Origin of the sequence: Chitinasiproducens palmae (assembly GCF_900095735.1) — a bacterium.
Lineage (GTDB): Bacteria > Pseudomonadota > Gammaproteobacteria > Burkholderiales > Burkholderiaceae > Chitinasiproducens > Chitinasiproducens palmae.
The window spans coordinates 244,751-262,374 of record NZ_FNLO01000006.1; the positions used below are offsets into that span (position 1 = coordinate 244,751).

Consider the following 17,624-nt stretch of genomic DNA (forward strand, 5'->3'; position numbering starts at 1 on the left):
ACGTCGAAAGCGACACGTGAGCGTCGCCGGAACTGCGGGGCGCCGCCGACCAGCCGATCACCGGTTGCTGCCAGATCCTTTTGGATATGACAAAGCAACGACCGGATTTCGCCGTAGATGCTGCCGCTACCGGTTGTAGAAGCGTAGCCCGCGGCGGCACCCGACAGGCGCGTCGAGGAATAGGCTAGCCTGTGACGCTACCCTTGAGACAACGCACGCTTCGCCCCGCAAAAACCGACAACTGTGCAAGCAAACGACGTGGTCGGGCGGGCGAGCGCCAGCTCATGCCCGAACCGCGTCGAGCTCATCGATGCGCTCCCGGAGCGTACGCCGGCTGCCACGCAGCGTGCTGACCGCGGATCGACCCAGGGCAGGCGGGCCAGGAGATTGCTTGTTCTGGACGTTCAATGCGCCATCCGCCCGTGCCCCGTCTCGTCGTCTCGCCGAGCGCCTTTGAACATTCGCCTGCGCCGATGCATTACGACGACGGCGCGACTGCGACGCGCGGGCGATCGGCGCCCATCGATACGACTGAGGAGCAATGAAATGGATCTGCAAGGCAAGACCGTACTGGTGCTCGGCGGTTCGTCTGGCATTGGCTTTGGCGTGGCCCATGCCGTCCAGGCCTTGGGTGCGTCGGTCACGATTGCGTCGCGTTCGGCCGAGCATGTCGACGCTGCGCGTGCCCGGCTTGGCGGCACGGCGAAAGGGACGACGCTCGACACGGGCGATGCGACCGCGCTGGAGCGCTTCTTTGCCGAACAGGCGCCGTTTGATCATGTGTTCTGCTCGGCTGCCCGCACCAAGGTTGCCGCGGTGCGCGAGTTGCCGTTACAGGACGCCTACGCGTCCTTCGACTCGAAGTTCTGGGGCGCCTATCGCCTGGCGCGCGCCGCGAAGATTGCCGATAGGGGCTCGCTGACGCTGACTTCCGGCTTTCTCTCGATCAGACCGCGAGCAGGCGCTGCCATCCAGGGAGCGATCAATGCGGGGCTGGAAGGGTTGACGCGCGGCCTCGCGCTGGAGTTCGCGCCAGTCCGGGTCAACTGCGTTTCGCCAGGCCTGATCATGACCGAGATGTACCAAACGCTTGACGGCGACCGACGCCGGGCGATGTTCGACGGCGCGGCTCAGAAGCTGCCGGTCGGACAGATCGGCACGCCCGAGCATGTGGCCACGCAGGCGGTCGCCTTCATGACCAATCCGTACATGACCGGCACCACGGTCTATGTCGACGGCGGCGGTGCGATCGCCTGAGCGCGAGGCACCTCGCAGGACGCGCCCCGCGCCAGCGGCACGGCGTGTCCTTCCGCAGTGCGTCGACCATTACTTCGCCCCCATCCGGTCACCGGCCAAGCGCGCAGTCGCGGGAGGCGTGAGCAGGCGGCGTCGATGAGCGCGGGGTCGAAGTCGCGGGGCGCATGGCGCACGAGGGGGGCGGGTCGCTGCGCTGCCGATGCCAATGCCGAGGCTGCCGCGGGCATGTGCCCCGCCTCTCCTCCCGACTTGCATTTGCGCTGGCGCGAATTTGATTTGCGAGAGGCGTCTGCTAACGATTCGAAAAATGCAGATTTGGCCCGCTCGGAACGGCTCCTATACTCGCCGTTGAATCAGCGCTCTCCGGTCGAGAGTGCCAATCCAGTCAAGCCTCCGGGAGAAAGTATTCAATGAGTTTGCGTCCCTTGCACGACCGCGTGATCGTGAAACGACTCGATCAGGAGACGCGCACCGCGTCCGGTCTCGTGATCCCCGACAGTGCCGCGGAGAAACCCGATCAGGGCGAGATCGTCGCTGTCGGGCCGGGTCGTCGCGACAGCGAAGGAAAACGCGTCGCGCCCGATGTCGCGGTCGGCGATCGCGTCTTGTTCGGCAAATACTCGGGCCAGGCCGTCAAGGTCAATGGCGATGAACTGCTCGTGCTGCGCGAAGAAGACATCGTCGCAGTGTTGGATGCGCGATAAGGCGTCTGGAAAATAGGAGTTGGACAGATGGCAGCAAAGGAAATCATTTTCTCGGATAGCGCTCGCGCGAAACTGATCGAAGGCGTGAACATTCTCGCCAACGCAGTGAAGGTCACGCTCGGGCCGAAAGGACGAAATGTCGTGCTCGAACGTAGCTTCGGCGCGCCTGCCGTCACCAAGGACGGCGTGTCCGTTGCGAAGGAGGTGGAGCTTGCCGACAAGCTTCAGAACATCGGTGCGCAGTTGGTCAAGGAAGTGGCGTCGAAGACCAGCGACCTTGCCGGTGACGGTACGACGACTGCAACCGTATTGGCACAGGCCATCGTGCGGGAGGGCAACAAGTACGTTGCCGCGGGCCTGAATCCGTTGGACCTGAAGCGCGGCATCGACAAGGCGGTGGTCGCCGCGGTCGAGGCGTTGCAGCAGATCAGCAGGCCGACCACGACCAGCAAGGAAATCGCGCAGGTCGCGACGATTTCCGCGAACGGCGAGGAGTCGATCGGCCAACGCATCGCGGAAGCGATCGACCGCGTCGGCAAGGAAGGCGTCATCACGGTGGAAGATGGCAAGTCGCTCGCCGACGAACTGGACGTGGTGGAGGGACTGCAGTTCGATCGCGGCTATCTGTCGCCTTACTTCATCAACAATCAGGAACGGCAGGTGGCCGCGGTAGACGATCCGTATATCCTGCTCCACGACAAGAAGGTCTCGAACATCCGCGACCTGCTGCCGGTCTTGGAGCAGGTCGCAAAAGCCGGCCGGCCCTTGCTGATCATCGCCGAGGACGTTGAGGGCGAAGCGCTCGCCACCCTGGTGGTAAACAACATCCGCGGCATTCTTAAAACGGTGGCCGTCAAGGCCCCCGGTTTTGGCGATCGTCGCAAGGCCCTGCTCGAAGACATCGCGATCCTGACCGGCGGGCAGGTGATCTCGGAAGAAACCGGTCTCAGCCTGGAAAAGGCCACACTGGCGGAATTGGGACAGGCCAAGCGCGTGGAGGTGGGCAAGGAGAACACGACCGTCATCGACGGCGCGGGCGACAGCGCCAATATCGAAGCGCGGGTCAGGCAGATTCGCGCGCAGATCGAGGAGGCGTCATCCGACTACGATCGGGAGAAGCTTCAGGAACGCGTGGCCAAGCTCGCCGGCGGCGTCGCAGTCATCAAGGTGGGAGGCGCGACCGAGATCGAAGTCAAGGAAAAGAAGGACCGGGTCGACGACGCGCTGCACGCGACGCGCGCGGCGGTAGAGGAGGGCATTGTGCCCGGCGGCGGTGTCGCGCTGATTCGCGTGAAGCAGGCGATTGCCGATCTCAAGGGCGCTACGCCGGACCAGGATGCCGGTATCAAGATCGTGTTGCGCGCATTGGAGGAGCCGCTGCGTCAGATCGTGGCGAACGCCGGCGAGGAAGCCAGTGTCGTGGTCGGCAGAGTTGCCGAAGGCAGCGGCAACTTCGGTTACAACGCGGCGACCGGCGAGTATGGCGACCTGGTCGAATCCGGCGTGCTCGATCCGACCAAGGTGACGCGCACGGCATTGCAGAACGCCGCGTCGGTCGCCGGCCTGTTGCTCACCACCGATGCGACCGTCCACGAGGCATCGAAGGACTCCGCCACGCCCTCGGCGCCGGGCGGGCCGGGCGCGGCGGGCGGCGGTTTCGACTTCTGATCAGGGCGCGCCGACACTGCTGCGAGGGGCCCTGCACCGCAGGGCCGGTGCAATCCGTGCCCACCGGACCGTTGTCGCGAGACTGCCGGCGACTGACTGCGGGCGACTGCGGTGGGCGACTGCGGCGAGTTTCCGCTGGCCCCCCGTCTATGTCGGAGCCGCTGGACTTGGCCAGCGCCAGTCAAGCGCTTCTCGGGGCTTCTCGCGCTTCTCGCGTCCCTCGCTCCTTGCTGCGCGCCCGACACGCGGGCCAGCGCCACGCCGTGTCCGTTCGCGAGATTGCCGAGGTCGCCCGGCTTCGACTCGCGTGGCCGTCCCGAATGCTCGGGCGGGGTGTTCTCGACGGATCCGCGCGGCTCACGTCGTTTCACGCGACACGGCGATATCGGCATCCGTGCCGACGCGCCACGCGCTCATCGTCTATGGAAGCTGGCTCCGACGGCGAGCATCATGGGCGACTGCACCGCTGTGGTCTCGCCACTTTCCTGGAAGCATCGACGCGGCGGGCTTCGCTACCGCATCCGCCATGCCAAGGCGAATGGCAGGACTGGCACACGACGCCGTTCGCTGCCCTTCAAGACGTTTCGTCGTCGATCGGCACATGCATACCGGTCTTGATGCGGTCCATTGCGACCAAGGTCTTGAACGCCTTCACATTATTGTTGTCCTGGAACAGGCGGCGCGTCAGTTCCACGTATTGCGCCATGTCGCGCACCACGAAGATCAGCACGAAGTCGCATTCGCCAGCAACGTAGTAGCACTGTTGCACCTGCTCGCATGCGTTGAAGCTCTGCCGCATTGCGTCGAGCAGATCGGCGCGTTCGCTCTCGACCATCACCTCGACCACGATGGTCAATCCATATCCGACCGCGTTCGGATTCACACATGCTGCATATCGCTCGATGGCGCCCGCGTCGGCCAGTGACTTGAGCCGTCGGTTGACCGCGGCCGTCGACAGATTCACGCGCTGCCCAAGCTTACTCTGGGAGACGCGCGCGTCCTCCTGCACGGCGGCCAACAGCAAGCGGTCGTAGCGGTCGAGCTTGGCGGGCATGGCGGTGACCGGAAGACAGGGTGGGCGGATCCGATAAAACGTTGCATCGGAGCGGGGCAATTTCGCGAATTTTACCGCACGGCAGCGGATATTATTTCAGCCAACCGCCCGTCCGCTGGAGTCGCCGTGTCCCTGCCCGATCTGCATCTCGATACCGCCCGCCTGCTAGAACAACTGCGCCAGCTCGGCGCGGTCGGTCAGGACGCCGTGGGCGGGGGGCGGACGCGCATCGCGTTGACCGACGCCGACAAGGCGGGCCGCGACCTGCTGGTCGCGTGGATGCGGGAAGCGGGGCTGTCAGTCAGGATCGACCGCATCGGCAACATCCTCGGCATCCTCCCTGGCGCCGCCACCGCCAGCGGTCAAGGCGGATTGATGATCGGCTCGCACATCGACACAGTGCGACATGCCGGCGCCCTCGACGGCTGCTACGGTGTGCTGGCCGGTCTGGCGGTCGCACGCGCTTTTCGAGACGCGGGCGTCGTGCCGACGCGTGCACTGGTGGTCGCCGCGTTCACGAACGAAGAGGGCGCTCGCCATCAACCCGACATGATGGGTTCCTTGGTGTATGCCGGTGGACTGTCGCTGCAGACGGCGCTCGACGCGGTCGGAACGGATGGCAGCCGACTGGGCGATGAGCTGGCGCGCATCGGCTATGCGGGCAAGCTGGCGCCGGGCGCGCTCGTGCCGGCCGACTATCTCGAACTGCATATCGAACAAGGGCCCGTGCTCGAAGCGGAGGGACTGCGGATCGGCGTGGTGGAAAGCCTGCAGGGGATTTCCTGGCAGCGCATCACGATTACCGGTACAGCCAATCATGCGGGCACCACACCGACCCGACTGCGCCACGATGCCGGCTATGCGGCCGCGGCGGTCGTTGCCTTTCTACGCGAGCAGGTGGTGGCGGCCGCGCCCGCCTCGACGTTGGCCACCACGGGCTCGCTGCGTTTCGAGCCGGACGTGATCAACGTGATTCCGCGCAAGGCGGTCTTCACGGTCGACTTGCGCGACCCGGACGAACCGCGCTTGCGCGCGGCGGAAGCCCGGCTACAGGCTTTCCTGGCGGAGCTCGCCGAGCGCGAAGGGGTGGTGATCGAGACCGAACGCCTCGCGCGTTTCGAGCCGGTGCGGTTCGATGGAGCCCTGGTCGGCGAAATCGAAGCGTCGGCGCAGCGGCTCGGCCTGTCGCACCTGCGCATGACGTCGGGCGCAGGTCACGACGCGCAGATGATCGCGCGCATCGCGCCGGCGGCGATGATCTTCGTGCCCAGCCGGGACGGGATCAGTCATAACCCTCGTGAGCATACCGACGACGACCAACTGATCGAGGGCGCTCGGGTCCTGCTCGACGTGGTCCGGCGTCGCTTGGGCGGCTGCTGAGCGCTTCCAGCAAGGCCCCGGCTTTGACGTGTGCGACTGCGGTGCGAGCGGCAAGGCAGGCGCCAGCCCGTCGCGGCTCCCACGACTCGCGGACCCTCGCAGCGCAACACGCGCGCCGTTCGCGGCGGCGGCCCGTGCTTGTCTTTGGGCCAGGCCGACGGCGCTCAGGCCGGCGCGTCGGGCGCCCCGTCGCCTTTTCAGCCTGTTCAGCCTGTCCAGATTGGTCAGCTAGTTCGGCTTGTTCAAACCGCAATCGCGCAGCCACTCCGGTTTCGCTCTCACACTTGGATGACATCCGATGTTCTTCGCCAATCCGCGTGCGCTGCGCACCGCCTACCCCGACCAATTGAAATCGCTGCTGAACGTCGCGACGGCAGACGAAGACGCGCGGTGGCTCGCCCGATGGGATGGCATCGCGCCGCACGCGACCCCGCTGCACACATTGACCGCCCTTGCCGCTGCGCTGGGCATCGCCCGGCTCGACGTCAAGGACGAGTCCGTACGCTCGTCCCTCGGCAGCTTCAAGGCGCTGGGCGCGCCGATCGCGCTGGTGCGCGAAGTGCTGCGCCGCCACCCGGCGTTGGAGCCGACCGATGTGCTGCGCGGAGGCTACGCTGACACGCTGCGCGATTTCACCGTGATCAGCGCGACCGACGGCAATCACGGGCGCGCCTTGGCTGCGGCCGCGCGATCGGCCGGCTGCCGTTGCGTGATCGTGCTGCATGCGCAGGTGAGCGGCGAACGCGAGTCAGCGATCGCGGCGCAAGGCGCGCAGATCGTACGCGTGGCGGGCAACTACGATGCGTCGGTCGAAGAGGCCGCGCGGCTGGCGGCCAGCAACGGCTGGCAGGTCGTTTCCGACACCTCGTACGAAGGTTACGAGTCGATCCCGCGCGACGTGATGCAAGGCTATGGGGTAATTGCAGCCGAAATCGAAGCGGCGCGGCCGAGCGAACGCTACACGCACGTGATTCTGCAAGGCGGCGTTGGCGGTCTGGCGGCTGGCGTGATCAGCTACCTGTGGGAGCGTCATGGCGAGCGGCGGCCGTGCTTCATCGTCGTCGAGCCTCGGCAGGCCGACTGTCTGCTGCAGAGCGCGATCCATGGCTGCGCTGCGAAGGCGACTGGCAGTGTCGATTCGATCATGGCGGGCCTGGCATGCGGCGAGACCTCGCCGCTCGCCTGGCGATTTCTCGAAACCAGCGTGGACTGCTTCGTCACGGTCGACGACGCGCAGGCAGTCGAGGCGATGTGCGCGCTGGCCGGCGGACAAGGCGGCGACGTGCCCATCGTCGCCGGCGAATCCGGGGCCGCGGGCCTCGCCGGACTGTACGCGCTGCGTGACGACAGCGCCGGCTGGGCGGCGGCGGGGCTGAACGGGCAATCTCGCGTGCTTCTGGTCAACTCGGAGGGCGCCACCGCGCCGGCCGTCTATCAGAAGCTGGTCGGCATTCCCGCCGACGCAGTGTTGCAACGACAAGCACAATGGCTGGTGCGCAGTGGCGGATGGCGCCAGGTGCCGCCGTTGGCGGCTCTGCAAACGTCCCGCGCGGGAGACTGACCGAGATGGATCCGATCGACGATTTCAACGGGCAACTGGTGCGGTGGCGTCACCATCTGCATCGCTTCCCCGAAACCGGCTTCAACGAGCATCGCACCTCGGACTACGTGTCCGAAGCCTTGCGTATGCTCGGACTTGACGTGCAGCGCGGGATCGGTGGCACCGGCATCGTTGCCACCTTGCGCGCCGGGCGCGGGCCGGGCGTCATCGGGGTGCGCGCCGACATGGATGCGCTGGCGATCACCGAAGTCGACACCGCGCGCCCGCATGCGTCGCGACACGCGGGCTGCATGCACGCCTGCGGTCACGACGGCCACATGGCGATGGTTCTCGGTGCCGCGCGCCTGCTCGCGACAACGCCCGACTTCGACGGTACCGTACGCTTCATCTTTCAGCCGGCAGAGGAGCATGGCCGCGGCGCCGCCGCAATGCTGCGAGATGGTCTGCTGGAACGGTTTCCGATCGATGAAATCTACGGCGCGCACAATATTCCCGGCATGCCGGCCGGACATATCGCGACGCGCGCCGGCGGCATCATGGCGAGCGAGGACAACTTCGTGATTCGCGTGCACGGCAGGGGCGGCCACGCCGCGCGGCCGCAGATGGCGGCCGATCCCCTGGTCAGCGCGGCCGAGATCATCCTGGCGTTGCAGACTGTCGTTGCGCGCAACGTCGATCCGTCGGACCCCGCGGTCCTCTCGTGCACGGAAATCCATACCGACGGCATTCGCAATGCGATTCCGTCCAATGTCGAGATCCGGGGCGACACACGCAGCTACGCGCCGGCCGTTCAGGCCCTGCTGGAGCGGCGCATACGCGAGATCTGCAACGGCATCGCTGCCGCGCACGGCGTACGCTGCGAAGTCGACTACACGCATGAGTTCGTACCCACGGTCAACACGGCGGCGTGTGCGGACGCCGCGGTGCGCGCGGCGCAGGCAGTGGTCGGCGTCGATAAGGTGGATGCCAATGTCAGGCCGATGATGATCTCCGAGGACTTCGGCGCCTTCCTGAACGTGATGCCCGGCGCTTTCGTCTTCATCGGCAATGGGGCCGCCGACCGTCCCGGTGGCGTGCCCTTGCACAACAGCGCTTACGACTTCAATGACGCCATCCTGGCCACCGGCGCGCACTACTTCGCCGAACTGGTGCGGCAACGGCTGCCGAGCGCAACGCGATAGGCGCGGCGCGGTCGACGCGAGGCGCTGCCATTGCTACCAGTGCTACCAGTGCCGCCAGTGCCATGCATGGGGCAGGTCTGGCGCGAGGTCTGGCGCGGCCTGGCCAGTTGATGAAACACGCGGACGTCTGCCGGTCGACGCAAGCCGTCGATGCGCTGTTGGACGCACTGGCTCGGCGCCGGCTAGGCCGCTTCCGCCGGCGTCCGGTTCAGGATCAAGTCCGCGCCTTTCTCCGCGATCATGATGGTGGCCGCCTGCGTGTTCGCCGATGGTATGCGCGGCATGACCGACGCATCGACCACGCGTAGTCCGTCCACGCCGCGTACCCGCAGGGTCGGGTCGACGACTGCGCCGTCATCGCTGCCCATCCGACACGATCCGACCGGATGATGCACCGAGTCGCCCTTGCGCCGACAGTAATCGAGTAGCGCGTCGCGTTCGACGACGCCCGGGCCGGGTGCGTATTCGGCGATGGCGTACGGCGCCAGCGCGGAAGCGGCGAATATCCGGCGCAAATGGCCGAGTCCGGCGATCAACACGTCCTGATCGTAGCGGTCCGACAGATAATTGCCCACGATCTCGGGCGGCGCGGCGATGTCGGGTGCGCGCAAGTGGACGCTGCCGAGCGAACGGGGCTGCAGCGGGTAGACGATCGCGGTCACGCCCGGCTCCCGCGTGAAACGTCGAGGGTGGCTGGCCGGGTCGAGCGCGCCCGGGGCGAACAGCACTTGCAGGTCAGGGCGCGCGAGGTCGGGTGTCGAGCGCAGGAAGCCGCCGGCCTGCATGGCGTTGTAGGCCAGCAGGCCGTCCCGACGCAGCGCGTAGCGCAGCACCTGCGCGACCAGCGCCAGCCTGCCTCGGTAGCGGTTGAGCGTGCTGCCGTGCCCAACGCGCATCACGACCGGCGCCTGATAGTGGTCCTGCACGTGTTCGCCGACACTCGGACGGTGTATGCGGACCTCGATGCCAAGGTTTCTCAGACGGTCCGCATCGCCGATGCCGGCGCGCTCGAGAAGCAGCGCGCTGCCGACCGTGCCGGCGCAGACCAAGACCTCGCGGCGCGCCAGCACGACCGCGCCCTCCGGCGTCTGCGACGTGCCGTGCAGCACCACGCCGCTCGCGCGCAGACCCTCGAACGTCAGGCGGGCGACGCGGGCATTCGCGCGGATCGTCAGGTTGGCGCGTCGCCGCGCACGCGAGAGATAGGCTCGGGCGGTACTCTGCCGACGGCCGCGGTGCACCGACTGGAAGAAATAGCCCGCGCCTTCCTGCCGTTCGCCGTCGAAGTCGTCGTTGCGCGGCACGCCGGCCTCGGCCATCGCGCCGATGAAGGCGTCGGACAGCGGGTGGCGCTGCGTGCGGGAGAGTTTCAGCGGGCCATCGCCGCCGTGGTGCGCTGAGGCCCCGTCCGGATGCGTCTCGGCGCGACGGAAATAGGGCAGCACGCCCCGCCAATCCCAACCGGTGCAGCCGGCGGCGGCCCACCCTTCGTAGTCGGCGGCATGCCCGCGCACATAGACCATTGCGTTGACGCTACCCGAGCCGCCCAGCACGCGGCCACGCACGTAGTCGATCACGCGGCCATTCAATGTGACCTCGGGCGTGGTCTTGTAGTCATAGATCACGCGCGGGTCGAAGGCGACCGAGTTGAAGCCGGCCGGCACGTGCAGCAGTGGCAGGCGATCGGGCGGACCGGCTTCCAGCAACAGCACGGTGTGTCGACCGTCGGCACTCAGGCGGTCGGCGAGCACACAGCCGGCACTGCCGGCGCCGACGATGACATAGTCGTATTCGGTACGCATCGGAAAAAGAGGACTGCGGAACGGATTCGCTCGGCCGCGCGGCCGAACCGCCGAATGGCCTTGGCGGCCGAAGGTATCGATGCTCAACCCAGCAGGAAGGGATCTCGGCGAACGCCTTCGAGTTCGGTCCAGATGGTCTTCGTCTCCTGGAACTCGGCCAGCCCTTCCGGTCCGTTCTCCCGACCGATGCCGCTGTGGCCGAAACCGCCGAACGGCGCGAACGGTCCGACCGTCCGGTAGGCGTTGATCCAGATGCTGCCGGCGCGCAGTCGCAGGGCGACCCGGTTCGCGCGGCGCACGTCGGTGGTCCAGATACCAGCCGCGAGCCCGTAGCGGGTGTCATTGGCAAGCCGCACGGCCTCGGCCTCGTCGTCGAAGGTCTGCACGCACAGCACAGGGCCGAACACTTCGTCGCGGACGATGCGCATGTCGCTGCGCACGCCAGTGAGAACCGTCGGCGCCACGAACAGGCCGCCGGGTTCGCCTGGACCGCCGCCGAAGGCGACTGTCGCGCCCTCGGCGCGGGCATCGGCGATCATCGCGAGAATCTTGTCGTATTGCGCGCGGGTCGCGGCGGGGCCCATTTCGGTGGCCGGGTCGGACGGATCGCCCAGTTTGATGCGTCGCGCTCGCGCGACGATCGCGCCGACCACGGCATCGGCGATGCCGCGTTGCACCAGCAGGCGCGAGCCGGCCATGCAGGTTTGCCCGGTTGCCGCGAAGATGCCCGAGATGACGCCGTTTGCCGCGTGCTCCGGCTCTGCGTCGTCGAACACGACTTGCGCGGATTTGCCGCCCAGTTCGAGCGACACGCGTGCAAAGTGGCCGCTCGCGGCCTGTGCAATGCGGCGGCCGACCGCGTCGGACCCGGTGAAGGCGACCTTGTCGACGTCGGGGTGCGCGACCAGCCGTTCGCCGACGCGGCCGTCGCCGGTCACTACATTAAAGACCCCGGCGGGCAGTCCGGCCTCGTGCGCCAACTGTGCGAACGCGGCGGTCGAGACAGGTGTGTGTTCCGACGGCTTGACCACGAAGGTGCAACCGGCGGCCAGCGCAGGCGCCAGCTTCCAGATCATCAGCAGGCCAGGCGAGTTCCAGGGTGTGATCGCCGCCACCACGCCGACCGGGTCGCGCCGCGTGTGCGCGACGAAATTGGGCTTGTCGCTGGGCAGGACCGCACCAACCGCGGAGGTGGCCAGCCCGGCGTAGTAGTGGAACCATTCCGGCAGGTAGCGCCACTGCCCGACCATTTCGCGATAAAGCTTGCCGTTGTCGGTGCTTTCGAGGCGCGCGAAGTGCTCGGCCTCGCGCGCCACCAGATCCGCCAGCTTGCGCAGCACCGCGGCGCGCTGCTGCGGCGTGCTTCGGCCCCATGGACCGTCGTCAAACGCGCGCCGCGCCGCGGCCACCGCCGCATCCACGTCGGCATCGGTGGCCGCGGCGGCGCGCGCCCATACTTCACCGGTGTACGGGTTGAGACTGTCGAAGGTGGCGCCGTCGCTGGCCGACACGAACTGCCCATCGATATACAACCGGTGAACGGCGGGCGCGTTGCGGTCGGCGGCGGTGAGGTCTGCGGGACGGTGCGGCGGCGTGTCGGGAGTGTGTTCGGACATGGTGGGGTGGGACGGTCGAACGGGAGATCGGGACGCTGTCAGGTGTCGGCATCGCTGCCGAAGCGCTGGCGCCAGTCGGGCAATACCGCAGGGTTGCAGCAGTGCGGTGGCGCCACGCCGGCCAGCGCAGCCAGGATGTTGTCGAGGGCGGTAGGCAGGAACGACGCGAACATCTGCTGGGTATGACCAACCAGATGCGGCGTGAGCAGGACGTTGTCGAGCCCACGCAGCGGGCTGTCGGCCGGCAACGGCTCGTTCACGAATGTGTCGAGCGCGGCGTGCGCCAGACGCCCTTCGAGAAGCGCCGCATGCAAGGCGGTCTCGTCGACGAGCGTGCCGCGCGCGGTGTTGATCAACACCGCGCCAGGCTTGATGCGTGCAAACGCTGCCGCGTCCAGCAACGGCGCCTGGCCCGCTTCCGCCCGGGCGTGCAGCGAGATCACGTCGCTCTCCGCCAGCAAGCTGTCGACTGGCACGATTTCGGCGCCGGTCGGCAGGTGATCGGCGCGGACCCGCCGATGCGCCGCGACCAGCAGACGGATGCCAAACGGTGCAAGGCGTGCCGCGACCGCCTGGCCGATGCGACCGAAGCCGATCAGGCCGACGCTGCGGCCCGCCAACGTGCGCGCCCAGTACGGGTGCGGGTGTGGGTGCAACTGCGGCTGCGACTGCGAAGGGAGACTGCCGCCGCCCAGGCCGCCCGGGCGTGGCCGTTCGCCACGCATCACGGCTTCGGCGCGTTCGGGGTGGTACAGGCTCATCAGGATCAGCATTACCGTCGCCTCGGCCATCGATACGACATTGGCTTCGGTCGCGCCATTGGCGACGAGCACGCCGTGCGCGGTGGCCGCCGCGATGTCGATGGTTTCGGTGCCGATGGTCGGCGCGACGATCGCGCGCAGCCGGCTTGCGCGGGCCATCCATTCAGCCGGACACCGTGCCCGCGAAGAAACGACGGCGACATCGACCGTTTCGGGGCCGACCTCGGCACTCGCGTCGCTGTCGCGCCCGGCGTCAGCGGAGCCGGCGCGCGCGCGAGTCGGCAGGCCACCGCGCTGCACGATCACGCCGCGTGCGCTCAGCGCGTCGGCGAGTGCGTCGAACAAGCCGGTCAGCACCGGATCGTCGCACAGCGCGACCTTCATGCCCGCCACCTTCGGATTTTGCGTCACCGTTGATGCTCCGGCGATTGGACGTGCCCGTCCACGGCCGAGGCGGCGGCTACCGGCTGCGAGGCGCCGTCGATCAGCGCGTGGATCCGCGTTGCGAGCGCGGCGCGTGCCGCCTCCGACGCGGGCACCGCCAGGTCCGCGAGGATGCCGGCACCGCCCGCGCCAAGAACCATTACACGCTGGCCCAGCTGCAATGCTTCGTCGATCTGGTGCGTCACGAAGATCACGGTGCTGCGGCGCGCGCGCCAGATGTCGCGCAGTTCGCCCTGGAGACGAGACCGCGTGCGAACGTCGAGCGCGGAGAACGGCTCGTCCATCAGCAGTACAGTCGGCTCGACGGCGAGCGCACGTGCCAGGTTGACGCGCTGGCGCATGCCGCCGGAGAGGCGATTCGGAAGCTGGTCGTGAAGCCCGCCAAGGCCGACCGTGTCGAGCAGCGCGAGGGCCCGGCGCCGGCGCTCGGCGCGTGCGACGCCGCGCATCGCGAGGCCGAAAGCCACGTTGTCGAGGACGCTGCGCCATGGCAGCAATGCGTCCTGCTGGAACACGAAACCGCGACTGCTCGGCGCCGCGAAGTCGACCCGTCCGGCATCCGGGCTGGCCAGTCCGCCCAGCAGGCGCAGCAGCGTGGTCTTGCCGCTGCCGCTCGCGCCGAGCACGCACACGAACTGGCCGGGCGGCACGTCGAACGACAGCCGGTCGATGACCGCGTGCCGCGCGCCATCCGGCGCCACGAAGTATTTCGTCAGGCCACGGACGCTGACGCCGCCAACGGCCGTCGCCGCGCGCGCCACGGCGTCATCGTCGCCGCTGGCAATTTCGGCAGTTTGAGCGGCACTGCCGAGCGCCGCGAAGGCGCGGCTCATCGCATTTCTCCAGCGGGCTCGCGACCGCGCCGCGCGACGCGCTCCAGCGCGTCGAGCGCCGCCATCAGCAACACACCCAGCACCGAGAAGCACGCGACCCCGAACAGCAGCGTGGGGGTGTCGAAACTCTGCCCGGCTGTCGTGATCAGGTAGCCGAGGCCGGCTTGCGCCGCGAACAACTCGCCGACCGCCACGCCGGTGAGGCCGCGACCGACGGCGAGACGCATGCCGACCAGGATGGTCGGCAGTGCCGCCGGCAGCACCACGTGCACCAGCGTCTGCAGGCGCGAGCACTCGAAAGCGTGCGCCACGTCGTGCCATGCGCTGTCCACCGAACGCACGCCGCTCGCCGTGTTGAAAAGGATCGGCATCACCGCGACCGTGGCGACGATGGCCACCTTCGAGGCGATGCCGATGCCGAAGACCAGGATGAAGAACGGCATCAGCGCGACCAGCGGGCTGGCATACAAGATCTTGGCCCACGGTTCGAAGATCAATCGCGTGCCGCGACTCAGGCCGAGCGCCAGACCGCCTGCTACGCCCAGCACGGATGCCAGCGTGAAGCCCAGCGCGAACTCAAGCAGGCTGATGGCGACATCGTGCGCGAGACGCCCTTGCTGCCACTGGCTGAAGCCAGCGGCCAGCACGCGCGAGAACGGCGCGAACAGAATCGGATTGCTCACCAGCCAGCGACCTGCGACCTCCCAGGCAAGCAGGCCGATCAAGACCGACAGCGCCGTGGCGATCGGAGCGCGCCAGGCCGGCGGCCGCGCGCGCGCGCCGCCGCGACTGACGCGGTGGGTGTCGGCTGCGCGGGGCCGGCCGGGTGCCAGCGCCGCTACGGACTCCGCTGGTGGCACGCGCTGTGATGCATGCTGTGAAGCGTGCTGTGTTGCATGTCGGGGCACGGTTTTCATCGCTGTCGGAACAGGGCCGGTGAAGGGCGGCCGCGCGTTACGGCGCCGCTGGCAGGCCTGCCAGCGCCTCGTCCAGGAAGGCCGGCGAGACGAATGGCTCGGGCGCGGCCTGGCTGCCACGCAACGTCAGATAGCGGGTCACGTCCCGCGTCCCCAGGCGCAGGTCCGGCGCGAGCAACGGTGTCTTGCCCAGGTAAAGCGCGTAGGTCTTGCTGGCGTCCTCGGGGCTTGCCTGGATTGCCTGCTGCAGGATGCTCAGCGCGCGCTCGCGGTTGTTCGGATCGCGCAGCCAGCGCGACGCGCGGGCAACGGCGCGCAGGAAGCCGACTGTTGCCGGCCGGTGCTGATTCGCCCAGGCGCCGCGGGTTGCGAAGACGATGTACGGACTCTCGAACACGTCGGCGGTCGAGCCCAGCGCATGCATGCCTGCACCGACGGCCTTGAAGTCCTGCGGCTGGCTCAGTGCGGTGGCCGCGACCGCGCCACGCAGCAGCGCGGCGTAGCGCGTCGGACCGCCGCCCAGCGCCAGCAACTGGTAGTCACCGCGGCGCAGACCGTGCCGCTCGAGCAGCAGACCGATCATCGTCGAGACCGCCTCGTTGATCTGCGTGACGCCGATGATCTTGCCGCGGAGATCGGCATAGTTCTTGATCTCCGGACGCGCTACCAGGGTGAAGGACGGGCGCGCGGTTTCCGCGCCGATCATCGTCACGTCGGCGCCCTTCTCGCGGGCGGAGATTGCCAGCTCGGCGGGCGTGGACAGAATGTCGACCGCGCCGGCCAGCAATGTCTGCACGGATTGGCTGGCGCTGTCGATGCGCATTGGCCGAATGTCGACGCCGGCTTCGCGATCGAAGCCCAGCGCCTTGGCGGCGAACACGTCCCAGTAATAAGCGACCGGCGCGATATAGCCATAATTGACCGTCTCGACCGCGTGCGCGACGCCGGACATGGCCAGCGGCAACGCCAACGCCAGCGTGCGCAGCGCACGCCCGCGACGGCGCGCCAAGCTGGCGCGCAGCCGCAGCAACGCGGCCGGCAGGGCAAGGGCGGCACTCATCGTGCGAAATCCGCGTCAAGCGCATAGGCTTGCGCCAGCAGTGCGCCCCAGTCGCGGCCGTTCTCGTCGATCACGCTCAGAAAGCGTTCGACCTGCGCGGTCGCGTGCGCGATCACCTCGTCCGTCGGCACGATCAATTGCTCGATGCCGCCCGCCGTCAACGCGGCGACCTGCGCACGGCAGGCGAACTCGAAGTTGTGATGCTCGACGTACGCCTCCGGAATGGTCCGGCCGCAGATCAGCGCGCCGTGGTTGCGCATCACCAGGAAGTACTTGTCCGCCAGGCTGTCGGCCAATGCCTTGCGGCTCGCCAGGTCGAATTCGAAACCGCTGAACGGGTGGTAGCCGACCCGGCTGTAGACACGCAATGCGTGCTGGTTGAGCGGCAGCAGCCCGATCTTTTGCATCGACACGGCGAGATTCGCGGTCGTATGCGTGTGGAACACGGCATGGATGTCAGGCCGCGCGGCGAACACGCCGGCGTGGATCACCTGTCCGCCCCGGCTCACGCCGTCTGACGAATCGCTCAGCTTGTTGCCGTCCAGATCGTACTTGAGCAGCGACGATGCAGTGACCTGCTCGAACAGCTGCCGTTCGCCCTTGATCAGATAGCGATCGGGTTCGCCAGGCACGCGTGCCGACAGATGGTTGTAGGTCAGGTCGTTGACGCCGGCCGCCGCCATCAAGCGGTAGCTGGCCGCCAGCGCCACCCGTGCCTGCCATTCGGCGGTACTGATGTGCGCGGGACGGTGATCGTGGTCGCGTGAGACGACGGGCGAGAGAACGGGGGCGAGTGTGTCGGCGCTCATGTTGGACTGGAAGCGGGCGCAGCGGCGGCAGTCCTGCTCGGTGGTCGGTCTGCTGCCGGGGAGGACCGCCGGACCAAGCCAGCGGTGTCGAGAATAATGGGGACGGTGCTGCGTCTCAACACGCGAGGCAGCGGCTGCCGGACTACTCGGCCAGCCCGGTGCGTTCCCGGAAGTACGCGACCGCCGCCTCGGCGACGACGAGGTCTTCGTCGGACGTACCCGAGCTGACGCCGATGCCGCCGACGACCACGCCGCCGACTGTCACCGGCAAGCCGCCACCGATGATGCTGAAATGCCCGCCGTTGGTGATGTGGATGCCGAACGTTCCCTTGCCGGGCACGCACAACTGGTTGTACACGTGTGTTCCCTTGCGAGCGACCGCGCCGGTGAACGCCTTGTCGATCGCGATGCTGATGCTGCTGACCTTGCCACCGTCCATGCGGTCGAACTGAATCAGGTGGCCGGACTCGTCGGTGACGGCGGTGCACATCGGCACGCCGATTTCGAGCGACTTGCGGCGGGCGCCTTCGAGCAGGATCGCGGCTTCTTCGTTGGAGAGACGTTGGATTTGCAGCAT

The 17,624-nt window shown here is 67.7% G+C and carries 15 protein-coding genes; 6 read left to right on the forward strand and 9 right to left on the reverse strand.

All coding sequences use genetic code 11. The annotated features are described in order from the left end of the window. Positions 1-546 precede the first annotated feature (546 nt). The 3 genes from BLU54_RS11965 to groL all read left to right on the forward strand — a co-directional run bounded on the left by BLU54_RS11965 (position 547) and on the right by groL (position 3,629). Positions 547-1,257: an SDR family oxidoreductase gene (locus BLU54_RS11965; protein WP_091908386.1), complete on the forward strand. Its 711-nt coding sequence runs from the start codon at positions 547-549 to the stop codon at positions 1,255-1,257. Positions 1,258-1,667: 410 nt separating this feature from the next. Next, positions 1,668-1,961, forward strand: a complete 294-nt coding sequence (locus tag BLU54_RS11970; RefSeq protein WP_091908388.1) for a co-chaperone GroES — start codon at positions 1,668-1,670, stop codon at positions 1,959-1,961. Positions 1,962-1,988: 27 nt separating this feature from the next. Continuing rightward, on the forward strand, positions 1,989-3,629 hold the full coding sequence (groL, locus tag BLU54_RS11975; protein WP_091908390.1) for a chaperonin GroEL: 1,641 nt from the start codon (positions 1,989-1,991) through the stop codon (positions 3,627-3,629). A 574-nt stretch (positions 3,630-4,203) separates the two neighbouring features. Here the strand turns inward: groL and BLU54_RS11980 are convergent. Next, the gene (locus BLU54_RS11980) at positions 4,204-4,683 is read right to left on the reverse strand and encodes an Lrp/AsnC family transcriptional regulator (protein WP_091908392.1); all 480 of its coding nucleotides are present in this window, start codon (positions 4,681-4,683) and stop codon (positions 4,204-4,206) included. A gap of 126 nt (positions 4,684-4,809) precedes the next feature. Here BLU54_RS11980 and BLU54_RS11985 point away from each other — a divergent pair, with 126 nt between their 5' ends. From BLU54_RS11985 to BLU54_RS11995, 3 genes are all read left to right on the forward strand, one after another. Continuing rightward, the gene (locus tag BLU54_RS11985; RefSeq protein WP_091908394.1) at positions 4,810-6,063 is read left to right on the forward strand and encodes a Zn-dependent hydrolase; all 1,254 of its coding nucleotides are present in this window, start codon (positions 4,810-4,812) and stop codon (positions 6,061-6,063) included. A gap of 298 nt (positions 6,064-6,361) precedes the next feature. After that, a complete protein-coding gene (locus BLU54_RS11990; RefSeq protein ID WP_091908395.1) occupies positions 6,362-7,624 on the forward strand; it encodes a diaminopropionate ammonia-lyase in 1,263 nt (420 codons plus the stop codon). Positions 7,625-7,629: 5 nt separating this feature from the next. Continuing rightward, positions 7,630-8,805, forward strand: coding sequence for a M20 aminoacylase family protein (locus tag BLU54_RS11995; RefSeq protein ID WP_091908397.1), 1,176 nt, complete (start codon positions 7,630-7,632; stop codon positions 8,803-8,805). A 182-nt stretch (positions 8,806-8,987) separates the two neighbouring features. Here BLU54_RS11995 and BLU54_RS12000 read toward each other — a convergent pair whose 3' ends face one another. The 8 genes from BLU54_RS12000 to BLU54_RS12035 all read right to left on the reverse strand — a co-directional run bounded on the left by BLU54_RS12000 (position 8,988) and on the right by BLU54_RS12035 (position 17,624). Then, positions 8,988-10,607 (reverse strand): GMC family oxidoreductase, encoded by a 1,620-nt coding sequence (locus BLU54_RS12000; protein WP_139169663.1) that lies wholly within the window; start codon positions 10,605-10,607, stop codon positions 8,988-8,990. 83 nt (positions 10,608-10,690) lie between these two features. Next, positions 10,691-12,223 (reverse strand): aldehyde dehydrogenase, encoded by a 1,533-nt coding sequence (locus BLU54_RS12005; RefSeq protein ID WP_091908401.1) that lies wholly within the window; start codon positions 12,221-12,223, stop codon positions 10,691-10,693. Positions 12,224-12,261: 38 nt separating this feature from the next. Then, a complete protein-coding gene (locus BLU54_RS12010) occupies positions 12,262-13,395 on the reverse strand; it encodes an NAD(P)-dependent oxidoreductase (protein WP_091908403.1) in 1,134 nt (377 codons plus the stop codon). Beyond that, entirely contained in the window at positions 13,392-14,261 is an 870-nt protein-coding gene (locus BLU54_RS12015; protein ID WP_091908405.1) for an ABC transporter ATP-binding protein, read from the reverse strand. The genes BLU54_RS12010 and BLU54_RS12015 overlap by 4 nt, the downstream gene beginning before the upstream one ends. Beyond that, positions 14,258-15,178: an ABC transporter permease gene (locus tag BLU54_RS12020; RefSeq protein ID WP_091908407.1), complete on the reverse strand. Its 921-nt coding sequence runs from the start codon at positions 15,176-15,178 to the stop codon at positions 14,258-14,260. The genes BLU54_RS12015 and BLU54_RS12020 overlap by 4 nt, the downstream gene beginning before the upstream one ends. A gap of 37 nt (positions 15,179-15,215) precedes the next feature. Continuing rightward, positions 15,216-16,238, reverse strand: a complete 1,023-nt coding sequence (locus BLU54_RS12025; protein WP_091908409.1) for an ABC transporter substrate-binding protein — start codon at positions 16,236-16,238, stop codon at positions 15,216-15,218. Next, the gene (locus BLU54_RS12030) at positions 16,235-17,047 is read right to left on the reverse strand and encodes a class II aldolase/adducin family protein (protein ID WP_091908411.1); all 813 of its coding nucleotides are present in this window, start codon (positions 17,045-17,047) and stop codon (positions 16,235-16,237) included. The genes BLU54_RS12025 and BLU54_RS12030 overlap by 4 nt, the downstream gene beginning before the upstream one ends. Positions 17,048-17,189: 142 nt before the next feature. Further along, the gene (locus tag BLU54_RS12035) at positions 17,190-17,624 is read right to left on the reverse strand and encodes a GlcG/HbpS family heme-binding protein (RefSeq protein ID WP_091908413.1); all 435 of its coding nucleotides are present in this window, start codon (positions 17,622-17,624) and stop codon (positions 17,190-17,192) included.